The sequence below is a fragment of the Treponema sp. C6A8 genome, from assembly GCF_000619925.1.
Lineage (GTDB): Bacteria > Spirochaetota > Spirochaetia > Treponematales > Treponemataceae > Treponema_D.
In genome coordinates this window covers 48,878-68,541 of the sequence record NZ_JHVB01000013.1, presented here as the reverse complement: position 1 = coordinate 68,541, position 19,664 = coordinate 48,878, and the positions used below count along the sequence as shown (strand labels likewise).

The window sequence follows — 19,664 nt, the reverse complement described above, 5'->3', positions numbered from 1 at the left end:
AGATCAGGGCTGGCAGTATCAGATGTATGATTATCAGAGGCGTTTGAAAGAAAAAGGAATTAGACAGAGTATGTCCCGAAAAGGGAACTGTCTTGATAATTCGGTAATGGAAAATTTCTTTGGTTTATTAAAATCTGAACTTTTATATTTACAGGAGTTTGAGTCTGTTGAAGATTTCAAAAAAGAATTGGTTGAATATTTGTCTTGGTACAACGAAAAGAGAATTAAGGTTAAATTAAAAGGACTGACCCCTTTACAATTCAGGAATCAGTCCTTAAAATCAGCCTAGTTAAAGTGTCCAATAATTGGGGTGCACTTCAATTTTTCCACCGATTTTTTTATCTCTTACTGTCCACCGTAAGGTTCGTATTCTTTCTTAGGATCGTATGTTCCGCGGCGGTATTCACCAGTAAGGCTTGGAACGTTCATCTTCATACCAGGAAGAATAAGGTTTGGATTTTCAGGTTTTGGCATTCCAGCTTTATTTGCCTGGTAAAGGTTTTCCCACAAAAGCGGGTTGTTGTAGATGTATGGACGGCCTGAAATATTCCAGTAGCAGTCTTTTGTTTCTGCCCAAGGGCGAACAATGTAAACTGCAGGAAGAGGTGTTACTTCGTGAACTCCGTCCAAAGAAGCAAGGGCGAGTTTTGCGTACTCAGTAGCCTTATCCCAGTCTTCAGCTTCAAAATATTTCTTTGCAGTTTCAAGATTTTCTTTTGCGGCAGTGTAAGCCATTGGGAAAGTATGAGGAGCATCAATCTTTTCTGCCCAATTAACCTGGTTTTCAGCAAGTTTGATTGCGTCTTCTGCCTGACCGCGAGCCATCATTGCACGAATATATTCTTTTGAAAGGCGGGCATTTTCTTCTGCCTTTTTTGCATATTCAATAGAATCTGCATATTCCCCGGCATCAAGAGCGTTTTCAGCCTTTCTCTCATATTCATCAGCAAGTTTCTGATAAGTGTTGTTTTTAAAACTTCTGGCAGCAAACAAAGAAGCTACACACGCAGCAGCAGCTAAAAATGAAAGTACTTTTTTCATAATTATTCCTCCTCTGCAACAGGTGCAGGTTCAACGTTTTCTTCAACTTCTACGGCATTACCGTTATCGTCAATTGCAGCAGGGATTTCAATTTCTGCAGCTTCAGGTGCTTCGTAAGAATCTTCTTCAAGAAGAACAGCTCCAGCCTCTTCAATTCCTTCAATTTCTTCTGTATCAAGAATTGGAGCCTTTTCATCAGCTTCGGCAGCAAGTTCAGCGCTTTCTTCTACAGCCTTTTTAGCTTCATCAAGTTTTTTCTGTGCAGCGGCACGTTTCTTTGAAACATCCTGATAAAGAGCATTGAACTGTTCTTTTGCAGATTTGTAGTTGTTATAAGCAGCTTCCGGATTCTGAATTGCATACTGCTGGTCACCTGCTTTGAACAAATCAGCGGCAGCTTTGTATTCTTCCTTGCGTGAAACACCGGCTTTTACGCTGTCAGCATTTCTTTTTGCTTCAAATGCCTTATCGCGTTCTTCCATTGCAAGTTTTTTGCAGGCAGCGAAAGTTACATTCTTAAACTTTCCGTAAGCCTTGTCTGCATCAGCAGCAACTGAAGATGTATCCCAATCCTCATCAGCAAGAGCTTCTTCTACTTTATTGAGATACTCAAGACCGGCATCATAATCTTTCTGATTGTAAGCGGCATATCCGTTATCATCAATCTTCTGTTTTTCTTTTTTAGCCTGAACGTAGCTTGTAAGAGCGGCATAGCGGGCAGCAAGAGCAGCACCGTCAGCAGAAATATCACCTTCAGATTCTTTTACTCTTTCAAAGATTTTATCGATATCGGCAAGAGCTTGTGGCGCATATTCTTTTGCACCAGCTTCCAAAGCGGCTTTGCGCGCATCTTCTATTTCTGCAAGAATTGCATCGCGATCTTTTACAGACTCATTAGTTTCTTCAACTTCTTCAACTACAGCTTCTTCAGTTGAATCTTCTGTAACTTCTTCCTGAACAACAGGAGCTTCTGGAGTTGTTTCTTCTGGCGCAGGTTTTGAACCACAAGATGTAAATGTAAAAATAGCAGCAGCGGCCAAAATTAAGGCAACTTTTTTCATAATGTCCTCCACATTTTGATATAATATTTTACTATAAAAATATTGAGAATGCAAATTTGCATTTATGATTTTGCATTATTTTCTTACTATGTTAAAATACTTTTAGTGAGGAAATTATGGCAGACGATTTTTCTTTTGAAATTGAAAAGAATTTGGGAGTCGTTAGCGAAGGCAAAGGCGGCTGGAATCTGGAATTAAACCTTGTATCCTGGGGCGGACGTCCTGCAAAATATGACATCAGAAGCTGGTCGCCGGATCATCAGAAAATGGGAAAGGGGTCTACCTTCAGTGCAGAAGAACTGAAGGCTCTGAAAAATTTGCTGAATACTTTGGAAATATAGATTATCGGGTCAAGCCCGATAATGATACAGTCTGAAACTTATAATGACACAACCTGAAACTTATAATAACAGAGCCTAATACTCTGCAACGGCACTTGTAGCGCCGCGTTTAATTACTACTTCGTAAAGCATTTTTTCCAGCAGGATATCTTCCATGAGATTTCCGCCGGAACGGATTTCCATGTCTGCAGAAGCTAAAATTGCAAGAATTGCAGTTGCCTGCTTGTCGCTCCAGATTTTTGCGGCAGACTTATACTGATTCTGCATTGGCACACTGGAAAATCCGTTTATTTTAAGGGTGAAGCTGTCAGGCATTCCGTTCTCACATACTTTATGCCATAAAACAAGCTTTCTAAAGCAGGAAGAAAGTCCTGCAATCAGCATTACAGAAGAATTTTCTTTAGACAGTCTGATTTTCTGCAAAATTGAAATGCCGTTTTCAAATCGTTTCTGCACCGAATCCCCGCTCTGACTGATCTGATTAAAAAGCGTAAAGGCAGATTCTTCACGGTTGTGAGTCAGAACTTTTTCAACATCTTCAACCGTAACTGTGTGATCTTTCGGGAAAACAATAAAAAAGCGCGAACATTCGTTTTTAAGCGCCTGGGTATTGTTTTCTATCATATCAAGGATGAGTTCTGCCGCATCCTGATTAATTCGGTAACCGTTTTTAGAAAAGAATTTTGTAAGCCAGGGTACCTTCTGATTATCAAACATTTCCCAGAATTTCTTTTTATTCTGGGCAGGCACCAGCTTGTCTAATTTTGAATCAACGCTGACTTCATCAGAAACAAGGATTAAAACTGAAGAATCATCCGGGTTTCCGTCAAGCCAGTCAGAAATCATAGCAAGGTCATCCTTCTTTTTAAGAAGCTCCGCACCCTTGCAGACTACGCAAACTCCATTGGAAAACAAAGTTCCGCTCTGGAGAATTGTCATAATCTGACCGAAAGGAGTTTCCTGAAGGTAAAAGAGATGCTCATCAATGTCGCCGAATTTCTTTTTGAGCGCAGACTTTACCGCTTCAACGGCTTCGTTACGCTCACCAAATTCAGGACCGGTGTAAAGATAAATCTGACCTGCCATCAATAATCCGCCGGTATTAGTAAGTTCTTACGATATTTGAAAGAATACCTACAACGCGAACTTCTGTGCTGTAAATTGCAGGGAAATCAGGGTTTTCCGGCTGAAGGCGAACACGGCCGGCTTCCTTGTAGTAGCGTTTCAAAGTAATTGCATCATCAATTACGGCAACAACAATCTGACCGTCAAGGGCAACATTAGACTGTTCAACAACAGCAAGGTCACCGTCCAGAATTCCGGCATTAATCATGCTCTGACCGCGAACACGGAGAGCAAAATAACTTTTTCCAGGGCGAACAAAAGGCTCTGTAAGATTTACATAACCGTCAAGATTTTCTTCAGAAAGAAGAGGACGACCAGCAGCAACGTTTCCAAGCAAAGGAACTTTTCCAACAAAAAGTTCAGGTTTCTTTTCACGTGTATCAACAATTACACGGATTGAGCGTGAGCGTTTTGCAGCCTGAGTAATAAATCCTTTTTTCTGCAAAGCGGCAATATGATCCTGAACTGCGCGAAGAGATATACCAAAGTGCTCACCGATTTCGCGAACTGTAGGAGGACAAACATTTTCCTCTGTAAAATTTGAAATAAAATCCAAAACTTCTTTCTGTCTGTCTGTTATTCCTTTCATTTTTTATCCTCCTGCTTTTTAGTCTTCTTCAAATTTACTGTTAAAGAGCTCTTCGATAACTTCAGCTGCCTCTGTTTCATCAGAACCTTCAACACGCAAAGTAAGCTGGGTATTGTAACCGGCACCCATAGCAATTACACCCATGATTGATTTTGCATTTACTTCAGCATCATCACGAATAAGTGTAACTTCGCTTTCAAACTTGTTTGCTGTCTGGGCAATGATTGCTGCAGGGCGCGCATGAATTCCAGCTCGGTTCTGAACAGTTAAAATTTTTTCTACCATAATGTTTTCCTTCTTTAATATGAATCATCTATACCGTTATAGGCAATTTTAGTTTCGTTTGTTTCAATCCACTTAAGGACATTCTGATTGAATTCCTTAGCAGAGTTAACTCCCATATCCTTAAGACGCTCGTTCATAGCGGCTGCCTCAATGATGATAGGAAGGTTTCGTCCAGGACGGACCGGGATTTCAAGAACAGGCACTTTTACACCCAGCAGCTCCTGGTATTTCTGGTCTGTACCCAGGCGGTCGTAGGCTTTGCTGGAATTCCAGTCTTCAAGCTGAACAATCAGCTGAACTTCCTTCTGGTTTCGGATGGCACCAACTCCATAAAGCTGGGAAATATTAATGATACCAAGACCGCGGATTTCCATATGGTGGCTGATCATTGTGTTGGCACCGCGTCCAAGCAGGGTGTTACCGTTTACACAGCGGATTTCGATAATATCATCAGCTACAAGACGATGACCGCGTTCAATAAGTTCAAGGGCTGTTTCAGACTTACCTACTCCGGAATGTCCGTTCAAAAGGATTCCGATACCGTAAACTTCAACCAATACACCGTGCAAAGTCTGGTGAGGAGCAAAAATATTTGAAAAGAGTCGGATAATACGGCTTAAAAACTCGTTTGTCTGAAGGTCTGTCTGCAAAATCGGGCAGCAGAACTCTTCTGCAATCTGACGAAAATCCTCTGTCGGTTCAAGATTATAGGTAAAAACGCAGCAAGGCATTTCGTTTGAGAAAAAGTTTCTGATATTATCAAGTTTCTTTTCTTTGTGAAGTTTCTGAAGGAAGGATGTTTCACCGCGTCCGAAAAGCTGAAGGCGGTTGCTGGCAAAATTCTCAAAAAATCCCGAAAGTGCTAATCCCGGGCGGTTGATTTCAGGAACTGTGATGGCACGTGGTAAACCGCGTCTGCCGCCGATACACTTTAAGTTCAATGCATCGTGTCCTGAAAGTTCAAGGTTGAGCAAATCCAAAACTGTGAATTTCTTATCTGCCATAAAACTACTATACACATAATTTCTAGTAACATCAACAAGTTTCTTCAAAATTTGCAATATTAATTTGTGTTTTAGAAATTTGTGTTTTATACTAAGTACAGAAAGGCTTACGTAGTGAGCATTAATTTCATTTAGAAGCGATTATTCACTTCGACAGGAGACAACTATGACACCATCTATTAATGCAATCGGATTTACACTTGGAGAAAAGCAGTCAGAAATGATTAATACAAAACTGAAGAGAATCGCTTATGCAGAAGACTTAATTGTTGACCTGCTGATTAAAATCAAGCACGATAAGGATTTCAGTTTTGAAACAACAATAAACTTCAAATGGGGAGCAACAGCACACGTTGAAGCAACTGATGATGATTTTGCACCTGGTCTGAACAAAATGATGGACGTTCTGGACATGAAGATTAAGAAGGAAAAGGATAAGGTTCAGGAAAAGAAATAAGTCGTGCGGTTAAAAAGGAAGCACACCAACTTCCGAATTAAGTTAACCGCACTAGCACATTTTTGCTTTGCAAAAATGTGAGGTAGGATTGAAAAAGGGCTCCGCACTGCGGAGCCCTTTTATTTTAGTCTTTCTCTACATCATAACATGTGATGTGCAAATCTTTTAGCTGCTGTTCGTGTCGCACGCTTACGCGTGCTTACCAAGTTTTGCAAGCAAAACTTGCAGATTATGCTTCTGGATCATGAATAGTGATATGCAAATCATCCAGCTGCTGCTGATCAACGACAGATGGACATTCATCCATTGGTGAAGCTGCAAGGTTATTCTTAGGGAAGGCAATAACCTCGTGGATTGACTCTTCGTGACGCATAAGCATAATCAGGCGGTCAAGACCTGGTGCAATTCCTCCGTGTGGTGGAGCACCAAACTTAAATGCCTGAACTAAGAAGCCGAATGCCTTCTGAGCACGCTCATCTGAGTAACCAACGATTTTGAAGATTCTCTGCTGCAAAGCAGGATCGTTAATACGCATAGAACCTGAAGCAAGTTCGTATCCATTCAAAACCAGGTCGTAAAGGTCACCTTTTACAGCCCCTGGATCAGATTCCAGAGTATCCCAGTACTGTTTCTGAGGAAGGGTAAACATGTGGTGTTCTGTTTCCCACATATTTGTTTCTTCGTTGAAGGCAAAGTATGGGAAGTCGATAATCCATGCAAAGTGGAACTCATCCTTTGGATTATAGAGGTTCAAATCTTTACCAAGCTGTTTGCGTACTGCACCAAGGGCTGTACATGCAAGCTGCCAGTTTTCATCACTTACAAACAGGATAAGGTCATTCTTTTCTGCACCGAGCTTAGAGCAGATTTCAGCTTCTTTTCCGGCATAGAACTTAGAAATTCCGCCCTCAAACTTACCTTCTGCATCAACCTTCATCCATGCAAGACCCTTTGCCTTGTATGTCTTTGCAACTGCTTCCAGAGCTTCGATGTTCTTGCGGCTGTATTTATCTGCAACGTTTTTAACAACAAGAGCCTTAAGTCCTGAACGCTTGTGTCGCTGGATTTCGCGGCCAGAGTTAGCGGCACCGGCTTTAAATGCGTTAAAGTCAGCAAGGTCAGCCATAAAAGCTGCATCCTGCATCTTCATGTCAAAGCGCAGATCAGGCTTATCGCTTCCGTAGAAGTCAAATGCATCTTCCCAGGCGATGCGGTCAAACTTAGCAGGCAAGTCGTAGTTCATTGTCTTTTTAAAGATGTACTGCATCATTCCTTCTGTTGTAGAAAGAACTTCTTCGCGGTTTGTAAAAGACATTTCCATATCAATCTGAGTGAACTCAGGCTGGCGGTCTCCGCGGGCATCTTCATCACGGTAACAGCGGGCAATCTGGAAGTATTTATCAAAGCCTGAAACCATCAGAAGCTGCTTGTAAAGCTGTGGGCTCTGTGGAAGTGAGTAGAATTTTCCAGGGTGAACGCGTGAAGGTACAAGGTAGTCACGAGCTCCTTCCGGTGTAGATTTAATAAATGTTGGAGTTTCAATTTCAAGAAATCCCTTTGAAGTCAGGTATTCGCGGGTTGCAAAAGTAACCTGAGAGCGGAGGATGATATTCTTCTGCATAGGGTCGCGGCGAAGGTCAAGATAACGGTATTTAAGACGCAAATCTTCGTTTGGAAGAACGATTGAACCGTCCTTCTGGCGAACTTCTTCAATACTGAAAGGCAATTCCTGAGAAGTTGTAAAGATTTCAATATCTGTAGCTTCAACTTCAATTTCACCAGTTGCCATGTCGCGGTTGATGTCTTTTTCTGCGCGGGCAGCAACTATACCTTCAACAGCAATACAATATTCGCTTTTCAAAGATGAAGCGATTTCTTTTACTTTGTCGCTGGCTTTATCGCCAACCATAACCTGAGTAATTCCGTAGCGGTCGCGAAGACGGATAAATACAAGGCCTCCCAAATCGCGGGTACGGCTTACCCATCCGTTCAAAACAACTTTCTTACCAACATCTGCGGCACGCAATTCACCGCAGGTAACAGTTCTTTTGGTATTTTCCATGATAAAAATCCTTTTTATAACAATTTGCGGCACTCAGGCCGCAAAAAATTTACGAGTTAATAAAGAATAAGCTGAAGAAAATATTAATGCTTCCAATCAGCATCAAAATATTTCCTATAAAGTGCATAAAGCGGTATTTTCTCAGCGAGTAGAAAATCACACCCACAAGGTAGAAAACCGCCGCAGTCATAAGCATTTTAAAGCTTGCAGGCGAAAGCACACCGTAAAGAATGCGGCATACAAATACGCCCGAAAATCCTGCAATAATGTAAAGGGCAAGAGTGAGTCTGCCAAGACGTTCGCCACTGATTGCAAACATAATTGCACCAATTACAGAAAGTCCCCAAACAATACCAAACAAAGTCCATCCAATCTGACCTTCAATCTTTGTTACTGTATAAGCAGTATAACCAAAACCAATAATTAAAAATGAAGAAAAATGCGAAAGACGATTGAAAACATCTTTTGCAAGGCGGTTTGTAAGCGAGTGCCGCAGGGTAGAAAAAATGTACATCGCAATCATTGTTGCGCCAAAAAGGGCGTACATAACGGTTGTAAGGTTTACATATTTTACTGCATTGCGGATTGCCAGAGTTTCAAGGCAGGCAGTTGCCGCAACAAAAAGACAGGCGCCAATTCCCTGAACAATGGCAGAGGCAATTTCCTCCGGCAGAGTAAAAGGACGGTATTTTTTACTCAGTTCAATTGCAGATTTTTCGCGGGCAATTTTAGCTTCGGCACGTTTGCGGGCCTTTTCAGACTTAGCATAGTCAGCAGCCGCATATTTTGCCTTAAGACGCTCAGGGTCTTCGTCATACTGAATCTCAATTTCGCGAACCTGTTTCTGATAATCCTCTTTAAGCTGAGCAAGGCGCGATGCCTTTTTTTCCTTCAAGGAACGCAAGGTTGATTTTCTTACCGCTGCCATAGCGATATCTTCTTTTCTAGACATATAAGCCCCCTATTTTTCAAGCTGCAAGCGTCGGAAGCGCTCAAAAAGTAAAACGCCTGCTGCCACCGACACATTCAAACTGTCAATTTTTCCGCAAGTCGGAATAGATACAATGGTATCGCACTGTTTTTCAAGCAACTGTGCAATTCCAGTTCCTTCGCTGCCCATTACAATCACAGATTTCTGGGCAAAATCTACTTTTCCGCAGGTTTCGCCACCGGCATCTGCACCGTAAACCCAGAATCCGGCATCTTTAAGCTGTTCAACCGCTCTTACCAGATTATTTACGATAGCAAGGGGCACCCAGGCAGAAGATCCGGCGCTTGTTCTTGCGATCACTTCGTTTTCTTCAATATTACTTGCTGCCTTATGCTCAGGAAGGACAACTAAATCTGCCCCGAACTGATCGCAGCTACGGATGATTGCGCCAACATTGTGCGGATCTGTAACACGGTCAAGAACGACAACTGTCGCCTTTTCTCCCTTTGCACCGGTTTTAAGCCATGCATCAAAATCTACGATATTTACAGATTTTTTTTCTTCGCCTTCAATTTCAAGAAGGACTCCGCGATGATCACGCAAAGCCTGAGAAAGGGAAGAAACCATCTGGTCAAGCTTTTTGTCATCAGTCTGTTCGGTAGTAATTCCTGCTTCCTTAGCGGCCGCAATAATTTTTTTAACACGAGGTCCCGGCTTGCTGTAATAAAGCTTGTAGCCGGAAGCTGTGCCCTCTTTTAAGGAGCGGAGTTTTTCTTCAATACTATGGAAACCGGTGAGTATCATTATCTACCGCAGCACTGTTTGTATTTTTTCCCAGAACCACAAGGACATGGATCGTTGCGGCCAACTTTTGCGCCAACGCGTTTTACAGTTTCTGGAATTACATTACCAGCAACGTATTTCCATTCATCATTGATTTTCTTGAACAAAGAAACTTCGTGATGAAGTTCGTGCATGTTGTGCAAAGTGTAATCAGCCGTGAATTCAACAATCTCTTCACCTTCTTTTTCACCTTTTTCTGTGCGAAGGATTTTAAGACCGTTCCACTGTGACTGGCGGCTCCAGTCTTCAGTAGCTTTCTTGTCGATTTCTGCAAGACCTTCTTCGTCGTCGCAAGATTTAATGATAAAGTCAATTTCGTGCTTTACATAAGATGAATAGCGGGCGCGCATACAAGCTTCCGCAGTAGGAGCCTTTACAGTTCCTTTGATAATCGGTTCGCAACATTCAGCGTAAGTTTTCCCTGAACCGCAAGGGCAAAGATTTTCATTTTTACTCATAATAGTATGATTTTACCAAAATGGAAGAAATATGAAAATAGGGCTATCTAAAAACTGATTTAAGCAGCATTTTCACTAACCTGGCGAAGTCTTTTTACAAAGGCCCAGGTCAGCTGAATTGCCATCACGTTCCAGATAAGAGGCTCGCATAAAATTATTCCGAAGGTTCCAAGATGAGGAATAATAAAAAGTGTAAAAAGGATTTTTCCAGCAAGTTCCATAAAGCTTGAAACCAGAGGAAGAAGTTTTGCACCTAATCCCTGAAGAGAGTTCCTAAAAACAATCAGCGGCCCCAGAACTATAAAAAAAGGAAAGGCAAAACGAAGGTATTTTGTGCCGTAATCAAGAAGCTCCGGATTTTCAGAGCCGGAAACAAAAGTAAAAATAGGGCGGACAAAAAAAGGAGAAAGTATTACAAGAATTACCGTGTAAGCCCAGATAAAACCAATTGCATAATTTATACCTTTTTTAATACGGTCAATTTTCCCGGCCCCGTAATTCTGCGAAACAAAGGTCGAGCTTGTCATTCCAAGACTAAAAATCACTACGGTAGAAAGCGAGAACATTTTTCTTGCAGCAATGTGACCTGCAATAATATAAGTACCAAAACTGTTGATTGCAGATTGCAAAATCAAAGTACCGGAGCCGACAATAGACATCATCAAGGCCATTGAAAGTCCCTGCCCTATTAAATCCTTATAAAGCTTGCGGCTTTCGTTTCCATTGTATTTAAAACTTGCAGCAGTTGGAATCAGGATTTTTGCCCCTTTGAAAATATAAAGAATGCAGAAAATAACTGAGATTCCCTGAGCAATTACAGTTGCAACCGCAGTTCCGCCAACACCCATCTTAAGTTTTGTAATCAAAAGGATATCTAAAATCACATTTATAATAGAAGAAAGTACTAAAAAAATGAGGGGCATAAAGGAATTTCCAATGGCGCGCAGCATTCCAGCAAAAAGATTGTAGGCAAACAAAACTCCGCAGAAAGTTCCTATCACAGAAATATATTCCAAAGCTTCTGAAAGAATTTCTTCAGGCGTTCCAAGAGCAACTAAAACCGGTCTGAGGCAGAAAATACAGAAAAGAGAAATGGCAATAAAAACTGCAGCCATTATGATCAGAGAAGCCGCAACCGCCTTTTTTAGATAATCGCGGTTTCCGGACCCAAAAGCCCGGGCAATTACAATACTGCAGCCGCTTCCAAAACCGTTTCCAAGATTAAGTACCAGCTCAAAAATTGCAGCACAGGCACCAATTGCCGCAAGAGATTTTTCACTTAAATAGTGACCGACGATTACCGTGTCTGCAGTGTTATAAAGCTGCTGAAAAAGATATGAAGTAATAATCGGAAGCATAAAAAAGAGGATTGCCTTAAAAATACTGCCATTAAGAAGGTCTGGATAAATCAGTCGCTTTAAATTCATAAATGGTATTTTAGAAAATTTCGAAATATGCTACAACATCTGCATGGCAAACCTTATTTCTATTAAAAACTGTCGAATTGAAAACAGCCGCAGCACCCTGATTCCCCACCTTGACTGGACTTTTGAGGAAGGGCAGGCTTGGCTTGTAATTGGCCCCAACGGCGGCGGAAAAGCCGATTTTGTAAACGCCCTTAGCGGAAGCAGTCTTAAAATTGTGCCCAACAGTCAGAATGCGGCTGACGGTGCACTTTATTCAAGCGTTTTTGGCGACAGCGTAGAAATAGTTTCGCTGGAACGCGCAGCACGATTAATAGAAGAAGAGCGCCTTAACGACGAAAGTGAATATGTAGAAGGCGGCGTTGATATCGGGCGAACAGGACGCGTTTTTATTGCAGAATCAATCTGCGGAAAAATCAAAAAAAATGCGCCACTTCCGCCGGAAGCACAGCGAATTGAAACTTACCCTGCCATCAAGCTTTGCGGAATAGAAAAAATCCTTGACCGCGGCTTAAAATACATGTCTACCGGCGAAATCCGCCGAACTCTTCTTGCCCGCGCCCTAATCAGCGGCAAAAAACTTTTGATTTTGAGCGATCCTTTTGCCGGGCTAGACATTCAGAGCCGCACAATTCTTCTGGACTTTTTTAATACCATCGTAAAAAAACAGGGCGGCGACCTTCCCCACGTAATTCTTGGCATGGAACGCTGGCACGAAATCCCGGATGCAATTACACACGTTCTGGAATTCAGCGGAAAGGAAATCACCTTCTGCGGTAAACGTGCAGACTACGAAAAATTGATGGCTGAGCGTACGGCTAATAATCAGAATAAAAAAGATGAAGCTAAAGCAGAATTTTCAGATGCCTTTAGCGAAACTTTAGCCGACACTGCCGTCTTAAGAGCCGATTCTGAAAACGCCAGCTCGGGTGCTGCGAAGGCAGAGGAAGAACATGCAGCCGGACCCCAAGCTTCTGAAGGCACTGTCCCTCTTATAGAAATGAACCACGTTAACGTCGGCTGGGACGACCACAAGGTTCTTGTAGATTTGAACTGGAAACTTCTGCGGGGCCAGCACTGGCTGATTCAAGGCCCAAACGGAAGCGGAAAAACCACCTTCCTTGAGCTGATTACCGGCGACAACATGCAGGTTTTCTGCAACGACGTTCGTCTTTTTGGTGCCCGCCGTGGTTCCGGCGAATCAATCTGGGACATTAAAAAACAGCTGGGAATCGTTTCATACAGACTGCACGTTGAATACAGGATGGTAGGGGGCACTTCGCTTTTGAACGTAATTGTTTCCGGCTTCCGCGATTCAATCGGTTTGTACGGTGCCGCCACCGACGTAGAAGCTGCCGCCGCAAGAAAATGGCTGGCACTGGGCGGTTTTGCCGGCCGCGAAAACGAAAGTTTCGGCAACCTCAGCTACGGCGAACAGCGCGCAATTTTAATTCTTCGTTCTGCAGTAAAAACACCAAAAGTTTTAATTCTGGATGAGCCTTGTCACGGCCTTGATGAAGAATACCGTCAAAAAATCTTAAATCTGCTGGAATTAATTGGCGAAGGCGGAACTACAACAATGCTTCACGTTACCCACGACCCGAGCGAAGCCCTTGCCTGCGAACATCACGTCCTGCAGCTTTGCCCGGACGAAAGCCCGATGTATAAGATTTTGGAAAGATAATTTCTATCTATTAATCTTAATCCAGTCCCAAAGGGCCGGGTCTTCAAAGCCTACGCGCCAGAAGCCCATTTTGTGGATGTCAAAGCTTTCGTAGAGGCGGCAGAATTCAAGGACTGAATAAACGTCGTTAAACCAGCCGGTTACTTCTACGTTGGCGGTGTATTTAAATTTCGGGATTTCGCCGTCGTATTCAATTTTTTCAACTCCGTGTTCCGTCATAATGCGGTTGGCCCCGCTGAAGTACCATGCGCCGGCGGTAGTTTCGTTTGCCCAGCTGCGACCGTAAAGAGGAATTCCCATTATCAGTTTTTTTTCAGGAATAGATTTTTTTGCGTATTCGGTGATTTTACGGCACCAGTCCAGAGAGGCAACCGGCCCCGGTGTTCCTCCTGACCAGTGTTCGTCGTAAGCCATTACAAAAACGCGGTCGCAGTATCTGGCAATATCCTTGTAGGGGTAAACGTCCTCTGTCAGCTGCTTAAAGCGGGCAGGCACGCAGACTGTAAACCATTTTTTCTGCCCCAGCATGTAACGTAAGTCGGCAAGGAAGGTGATAAAGTGCCCCCTGTCACGAGCCGGTACCAGTTCAAAATCAATCTGAACGCCGTCGTAAGCCGCGCCCGCCTTTACAATGTCGCGTAAAAGCTTTTTTCGGACTTCCGAGCCCGGCTGCAAGACAAAATGTGTCAAAGATTTACTGTCGCAAACAATTACAAGGTGGCAGCGGGCGCCGTTTGTGTTGATTTTTGAGCGGGCTGGTACACCCACAAGTTCGCCGTAGCAGTTTACCTCGGCAGCAAAAAAACAAATATCTGTAAGGGGAAGTCCAGGAGTGTATTCTCCCAAGCGGGTCTGCATTACATAGCCCCAGCTTTCACGGAGTTTTACAGGTTCACCCAGTGGAGTTTTCAGAGTATATAAAGGAAGAGGTTCGGCAGTTTTTCCGTCCGGCAAGTCATCTGCGCTGATACTGAATTCTATTTCTTCTGCGGGCAAATCATTATTAGGCTTTACCTTTGGCTTAGCCTTTTTTTTAGCAAAACTGGAGTTCAACAAAACCAAAAGGGCGAGTAAAAAACTGATGCATTTCTTCATATTAATATTATCGGTTTTTAGACACCCTTTCCTTACAAGCCTTTTTTCAGTATTATTAAACAAATTTAAGTATTTTTATTGAAAATCGAGGGTATTATGATTTTTTCACCGGTAGAAATTCAGGAAACTGTAAATATGTTTATGCGCCAGAAGCTGGATATCCGCTGCATTACTATGGGTATTTCTCTTCTGGACTGTGCGGATTCTGACAACAAGCGAGCCTGCGACAAGATTTATGACAAGATTATGAAAAAGGCAGGCAATCTTGTAAAGGTCGGTCAGGATATTGAAAAGGAATTCGGTGTTCCTATCATCAACAAGCGTATTTCCGTTACTCCGATTGCCCTGGTTGCCGGTGCCAGCAATGCTAAATCTTATGTTGACTACTGTAAGACGCTCGACCGCGCCGCAAAAGACCTTGGCGTGAACTTTTTGGGCGGATTTTCGGCTCTGGTTCAGAAGGGTATTACTCCGGCTGACCGCATTCTGATTGATTCTATTCCGGAAGCCCTGGCTTCTACTGATTTTGTTTGCTCTTCGGTAAACGTTGGTTCGACAAAATCGGGTATCAACATGGATGCCGTTAAGCTGATGGGAGAAACTGTTGCAAAAACTGCCGAGGTTTCTAAAAACAACGAAGTAAACGGCTGTGCCAAGCTGGTAATTTTCTGTAATGCGCCTGAGGACAATCCTTTTATGGCCGGTGCTTTCCATGGTCCCGGAGAGGGCGACAGCGTTATCAATGTTGGTGTTTCTGGTCCTGGCGTAATTCTTGCGGCTGCCCGCGAATACAAGGGTCAGCCGATTAACGTTCTGGCTGACGGTATTAAAAAAATGGCTTTCAAAATCACCCGTATGGGTCAGCTGGTTGGAAGTGAAGCTGCAAAGCGTCTTGAGACTAACTTTGGTATTCTTGACCTGTCGCTTGCACCTACTCCTGCCGTTGGCGATTCAGTTGCCCGAATTCTTGAAGAAATCGGTCTTGAAGGCTGCGGTGCGCCGGGAACAACAGCTGCTCTTGCCATGCTGACAGATATGGTTAAAAAAGGCGGTGTTATGGCCAGCACAAATGTCGGTGGCCTTTCGGGTGCCTTTATTCCGGTTTCTGAAGATGAGGGTATGATTCACGCCGTAGAAACAGGCTCTATCTGCCTTGAAAAGCTTGAAGCTATGACTACAGTATGTTCAGTCGGCCTTGATATGATTGCAATTCCGGGCGATACTCCGGCAACTACAATTTCGGGCATTATGGCTGATGAATTTGCAATCGGTATGGTAAACAACAAGACTACTGCCTGCCGCTTGATTCCTGCTCCTGGCAAAAAAGCCGGCGACTGGGTTGAGTTCGGCGGACTTCTCGGTGGCTGCCCGGTTATGGACGTAAATAAGTTCAGCTGCGCAGACTTCATCAACCGCGGCGGAAGAATCCCGGCACCAATCCACAGTTTTAGAAACTAGATTACAATGCAAGTTTCGAAGAAACTTGAGGCAAAGGTGCGAAACGCCTGCATTGTAGACTTGATTACGACCTTTGCCAGAAATTAGATGATAATCGAAAATCCGTTAAAAACTGAGCTGCGACAGCGGGTCAGTTTAGGATTATCGATAAAAACATCTCAGCAGCGAGACTAGCGAGCTGCCATCCACTTAAAAACTTCTAAACTCACCTTTTAATAATCCGATAATGACATTATGAAGACTTCTAACAAATCTAACATTACTACAGGCGTTGTTCTGCTTTTAATTGCCGCAATTTTTTCAATCAGTTTGATTTTGCAGGCTTTGGATTTTGGCTCAATGGGAGCAGGAAGCAGCAATCCTTTATTCATTCTTGGAAATGTAATTTTTACCGTTTACGGTTTTTCTAGTACTTTAATTCCGCTTTTTCTTTTTATTGCCGGACTTTCCTGCTTTGCAACAAAATGGTCAGCACGCAAAACAATGCGTCTTTTGACCGCTATCGTTCCATTTTTTACTGCCGTTATCACAGAAAATATCTGCCGCTCGATTCTTGCCCTTGAACATTCGGGATTCCCGGGCGTAAAGGTTTTTGTTGCCGTTGTAACCGGCCTTATGCTCATCATCATTGAATTTTTGGGTGCCGGTATTATTGCGGACAAAATCAATCCGATTTTATTTGGCCCTAAATCTAAGCGCGCTTCTTCTGCTCAGCCAAGAAGAGAATATGAAGAATCTCAGACAGCTGAAAATGAAGGCGATGAAATTTCTGAAGAAAAGGTAAATCCTGCAGAATCTTTTGATTCAATCGGCAAACTGAATACTGAAGGTCTGATTTTTGGAAAGGGAAATGAGGCTCCAGCTGAAACTAAGGTTGAAGTTAAATCTAAGGAAGAACCTGCTCCTCAGGTTGCAACCCTTTCTTGTTCTGACAATTTTGACTCTATAAAATCTGATGAGATTGAAGAACTTGATCCAAATGAAGTTGTTGAAGATGACGAAGACCTTGAGGGTATTAGTGCCGTTAACGCCGTCGACACTGACGAAGTAAATGGAAGTGACCTTCAGGCAGTAAATCAGGAAATCAAGAACGAAGTTTCAAACGTTTTTGATGCCGCTTTGAGCGAAATTAAACCTCACGCAGAGCCTTCAATCGATGTTGAAGAAGAGGATGAGGCTGCAACTCCTGGCGCTTCTATCATCACAGAAGAAGAATACGCTGCCCTCACAGACTTCAGCGATGAACTTGAAGACGAAAGTGAAGAAGAGGAAGCTCCTGCTGAAGAACTGAAATGGGACAATCTGCCGCCAGAGCAGGAGACACTTCCACCTGAATACGATGAAGACTATGCTGAAGAGGATGCCGGAGCAGACTCAGTTGAAGAAGAAATAGACGAGAATGATCCGGCCCTGGAATTTCCGCCAAAAGAGGAAGAGGGCGCTGCCAACTCGGAAGATGACCCATTTTCTGCCTTCGACGTAGATGATGAAAAGGTTTCAAACGCAAAGAAAAACTCAAACGCTGAAAATCCATACAGCGCTGCAAAATACATTGATTCAGTTGTAGAAAATCCGAACTTTGGACACGGAATTACTTTGCGGGACGGCACTGAGCCGGAAGAAAGCGAAGAAGAAAAAAAAACTCCTGAGCAGCCAAAATCAAAATTCCCAAGCCGAATAAATCTTTCTGATTCTGAAAACGAAGACGGTTACGTGGAAGACGAAACTCTTCCATTCCCGGATATTCCGGATGAAGAACCTGAACTTGAAAAAGAAGAAGAGCCCCGCAATCATGCTGTAGGACTTTCAAGCTTTGTTCCTGCAACTTTTGATGATGACGCAATTTCACGCGCCGCAGCAAATTCTTCTGCCCTTTACGCCGCATCTCACGAAAAACCGGCAGAAACATTTGGCTCTGGAAACGTTTTTGATGAAATGGAAGAGGAAATCCGCCGCGAAAGCTTAAAAAAGCTTTCGGAAGAAACTGAAAAAGCTTACCAGAAGGGAGAACTTGAAGAGCCTGAACTCGAGCAGATTGACGCAGAAATTATCGATAACGAAGATGTCGCTGATATAAAAGACACAGACGAAGAACCTCTTCCAACTGTAAATGACCTGACAGCTACAAACGAAGAAGAAATTCAGGCAGAAATCGATGACTCAGAGCACGACGATGTTTTTGAAGATGAAAGCGTCGCCTTCAACGATGAAGTAAACTCTTACACCCCGAACGATGCCTTTGCCCATGAAGATGAACCAAAATCTCAGGAAATTATGGCAAACCCACCAAAGATTGGAAACCGCGCCGTTAAAAAAGGTCCTTATGTAATTCCGTCAAACCTTTTGACCGCTTACAAGGACGACCAGTACTGGATTATTGACGATGCAACAAAAGAATCTGCAATGAATCTTACTCAGACTCTGGCAGAATTCAACATTGAAGCCCAGGTTATAGGAATTAAAAAAGGTCCTGTAGTTACAATGTTCGAGATTTTACCGGCCCCTGGTGTCCGCCTGCAGAAAATTGTTGCCCTTCAGGATAACATCGCCCTCAGCCTTGCCGCTCAGTCGGTTCGTATCGTAGCGCCAATTCCTGGAAAACAGGCCGTTGGTATTGAAGTTCCAAACCGCCACCGCTCAATCGTTGGCTTCCGCGAGCTTATTGAAATGAAGCTGGACGAATGGGACAAGATGGCAGTTCCTGTTGTTCTTGGTAAGGATATTTTGGGTAAGGCTCAGCTTATCGACCTGGTAAAAACACCTCATATGCTGATTGCCGGTGCCACAGGTTCAGGTAAATCTGTCTGCGTAAACTCGCTCATTCTTTCTATATTATATAAGCGTTCTTTCCGCGACGTAAAACTCATTCTTGTTGACCCGAAGGTAGTTGAACTGAAGCTTTACAACAACATTCCTCACCTGCTGGTTCCTGTAATCACAGAACCGAAGAAGGCATTGCAGGCTTTACAGTGGTGTCTTTGTGAGATGGAGCGCCGTTATGCCCTTCTGGACAGCATGGGTGTCCGCGATATTTCTACTTACAACCAGCGTATTAAGGAACGTGACATTGCTACAGAAAAGCTTCCTTATATTGTCGTAATTATTGATGAATTTGCTGACCTTATGGCAACCAGCGGACGCGAGCTTGAATCTACAGTTGCCCGCCTTACAGCCATGAGCCGTGCGGTTGGTATTCACCTTGTACTTGCAACCCAGCGTCCTTCTGTAAACGTAATCACCGGTTTGATTAAGGCAAATATTCCTAGCCGAATTGCCTTTATGGTTTCAAGCCGAACAGACTCTAACATCATCATTGATAGCGTTGGTGCTGAAAAACTCCTTGGCCGCGGTGATATGCTTTACGCTTCTGCCGTTGACCCAGCCCCTGTCCGCATTCAGGGAACCTTTATCAGTGACCAGGAAGTTGAAGATGTCGTTAATGCCGTTAAAGAATACGGCGAACCTGACTACATCGACGATCAGGTTTTCTATGAGGAAGAAGAAGATGGCGATGATTTTGAGCTGAACGGAAACTACGAAGGTGACCCTCTTTACGATCAGGCACTGGAAATTGTAATTCAGTCAGGAAAGGCAAGCGCAAGTTACCTGCAGCGCCGCCTGAGCATCGGCTATAACCGTGCTGCCCGCCTGGTAGAAGAAATGGAAGAGCGGGGAATAGTTGGTCCTGCCAACGGAAGTAAGCCTCGCGAAATCATTCACGTACCTGGGTAATAGCAGCTGGAAACTGTAGCTGGCCGCCGGCGCGAGCGTGGAGGGGAAGTATGCGGGTGTCTTCAGACAGCCGC

At 43.4% G+C, this 19,664-nt stretch carries 18 protein-coding genes; 6 read left to right on the top strand and 12 right to left on the bottom strand.

Annotation, left to right across the window (positions count from 1 at the left end; genetic code table 11):
* Positions 1-289: IS3 family transposase (locus T530_RS0110945; protein ID WP_027729047.1), on the top strand; the 289-nt coding region annotated here is incomplete at its 5' end.
* A 56-nt stretch (positions 290-345) separates the two neighbouring features.
* On the opposite strand, the gene T530_RS0110940 is transcribed toward T530_RS0110945, so the two are convergent.
* Both T530_RS0110940 and T530_RS0110935 read right to left on the bottom strand, forming a co-directional pair.
* Positions 346-1,041 (bottom strand): membrane protein, encoded by a 696-nt coding sequence (locus T530_RS0110940; protein WP_027729046.1) that lies wholly within the window; start codon positions 1,039-1,041, stop codon positions 346-348.
* Between the two features lie 2 nt (positions 1,042-1,043).
* Positions 1,044-2,102 carry a hypothetical protein gene (locus T530_RS0110935; RefSeq protein WP_027729045.1) on the bottom strand — a complete coding sequence of 353 codons (1,059 nt, stop codon included), beginning with the start codon at positions 2,100-2,102 and terminating at the stop codon, positions 1,044-1,046.
* Between the two features lie 116 nt (positions 2,103-2,218).
* Here T530_RS0110935 and T530_RS0110930 point away from each other — a divergent pair, with 116 nt between their 5' ends.
* A complete protein-coding gene (locus T530_RS0110930) occupies positions 2,219-2,443 on the top strand; it encodes a YdbC family protein (protein WP_027729044.1) in 225 nt (74 codons plus the stop codon).
* Between the two features lie 75 nt (positions 2,444-2,518).
* Here the strand turns inward: T530_RS0110930 and holA are convergent, their stop codons facing one another.
* The 4 genes from holA to hprK are packed head-to-tail and all read right to left on the bottom strand — an operon-like array spanning position 2,519 to position 5,446.
* The gene (gene holA, locus T530_RS0110925) at positions 2,519-3,529 is read right to left on the bottom strand and encodes a DNA polymerase III subunit delta (RefSeq protein WP_027729043.1); all 1,011 of its coding nucleotides are present in this window, start codon (positions 3,527-3,529) and stop codon (positions 2,519-2,521) included.
* A gap of 16 nt (positions 3,530-3,545) precedes the next feature.
* On the bottom strand, positions 3,546-4,157 hold the full coding sequence (gene lexA, locus T530_RS0110920; RefSeq protein WP_027729042.1) for a transcriptional repressor LexA: 612 nt from the start codon (positions 4,155-4,157) through the stop codon (positions 3,546-3,548).
* Positions 4,158-4,175: 18 nt separating this feature from the next.
* Positions 4,176-4,442 carry an HPr family phosphocarrier protein gene (locus T530_RS0110915; RefSeq protein ID WP_027729041.1) on the bottom strand — a complete coding sequence of 89 codons (267 nt, stop codon included), beginning with the start codon at positions 4,440-4,442 and terminating at the stop codon, positions 4,176-4,178.
* A 14-nt stretch (positions 4,443-4,456) separates the two neighbouring features.
* On the bottom strand, positions 4,457-5,446 hold the full coding sequence (hprK, locus tag T530_RS0110910; RefSeq protein ID WP_027729040.1) for an HPr(Ser) kinase/phosphatase: 990 nt from the start codon (positions 5,444-5,446) through the stop codon (positions 4,457-4,459).
* A 166-nt stretch (positions 5,447-5,612) separates the two neighbouring features.
* Here hprK and T530_RS0110905 point away from each other — a divergent pair, with 166 nt between their 5' ends.
* Positions 5,613-5,903, top strand: coding sequence for an HPF/RaiA family ribosome-associated protein (locus T530_RS0110905; protein WP_027729039.1), 291 nt, complete (start codon positions 5,613-5,615; stop codon positions 5,901-5,903).
* A gap of 229 nt (positions 5,904-6,132) precedes the next feature.
* On the opposite strand, the gene aspS is transcribed toward T530_RS0110905, so the two are convergent.
* Genes aspS through T530_RS0110880 form a run of 5 tightly spaced genes read right to left on the bottom strand, consistent with a single transcriptional unit; the run spans position 6,133 to position 11,624 of the window.
* On the bottom strand, positions 6,133-7,965 hold the full coding sequence (gene aspS / locus T530_RS0110900) for an aspartate--tRNA ligase (RefSeq protein WP_027729038.1): 1,833 nt from the start codon (positions 7,963-7,965) through the stop codon (positions 6,133-6,135).
* Between the two features lie 49 nt (positions 7,966-8,014).
* On the bottom strand, positions 8,015-8,917 hold the full coding sequence (locus T530_RS0110895; protein ID WP_051537959.1) for a hemolysin III family protein: 903 nt from the start codon (positions 8,915-8,917) through the stop codon (positions 8,015-8,017).
* 9 nt (positions 8,918-8,926) lie between these two features.
* Positions 8,927-9,700, bottom strand: coding sequence for a 23S rRNA (guanosine(2251)-2'-O)-methyltransferase RlmB (rlmB, locus tag T530_RS0110890; RefSeq protein ID WP_027729036.1), 774 nt, complete (start codon positions 9,698-9,700; stop codon positions 8,927-8,929).
* Positions 9,700-10,197: a YchJ family protein gene (locus T530_RS0110885; protein ID WP_027729035.1), complete on the bottom strand. Its 498-nt coding sequence runs from the start codon at positions 10,195-10,197 to the stop codon at positions 9,700-9,702. The genes rlmB and T530_RS0110885 overlap by 1 nt, the downstream gene beginning before the upstream one ends.
* A 59-nt stretch (positions 10,198-10,256) precedes the next feature.
* Positions 10,257-11,624 (bottom strand): MATE family efflux transporter, encoded by a 1,368-nt coding sequence (locus T530_RS0110880; protein WP_038074496.1) that lies wholly within the window; start codon positions 11,622-11,624, stop codon positions 10,257-10,259.
* Between the two features lie 43 nt (positions 11,625-11,667).
* Here T530_RS0110880 and T530_RS0110875 point away from each other — a divergent pair, with 43 nt between their 5' ends.
* Complete coding sequence (locus T530_RS0110875) at positions 11,668-13,305, top strand: ATP-binding cassette domain-containing protein (protein WP_027729033.1); 1,638 nt, start codon at positions 11,668-11,670, stop codon at positions 13,303-13,305.
* Between the two features lie 3 nt (positions 13,306-13,308).
* Here T530_RS0110875 and T530_RS14245 read toward each other — a convergent pair whose 3' ends face one another.
* Entirely contained in the window at positions 13,309-14,400 is a 1,092-nt protein-coding gene (locus T530_RS14245; protein WP_051537958.1) for a glycosyl hydrolase family 18 protein, read from the bottom strand.
* 96 nt (positions 14,401-14,496) lie between these two features.
* On the opposite strand from T530_RS14245, the gene T530_RS0110865 reads away from it, so the two are divergent.
* Both T530_RS0110865 and T530_RS15365 read left to right on the top strand, forming a co-directional pair.
* Positions 14,497-15,858, top strand: a complete 1,362-nt coding sequence (locus tag T530_RS0110865; RefSeq protein WP_027729032.1) for a PFL family protein — start codon at positions 14,497-14,499, stop codon at positions 15,856-15,858.
* Positions 15,859-16,092: 234 nt separating this feature from the next.
* A complete protein-coding gene (locus T530_RS15365) occupies positions 16,093-19,590 on the top strand; it encodes a DNA translocase FtsK (protein ID WP_051537957.1) in 3,498 nt (1,165 codons plus the stop codon).
* The last annotated feature ends 74 nt before the right edge of the window (positions 19,591-19,664 follow it).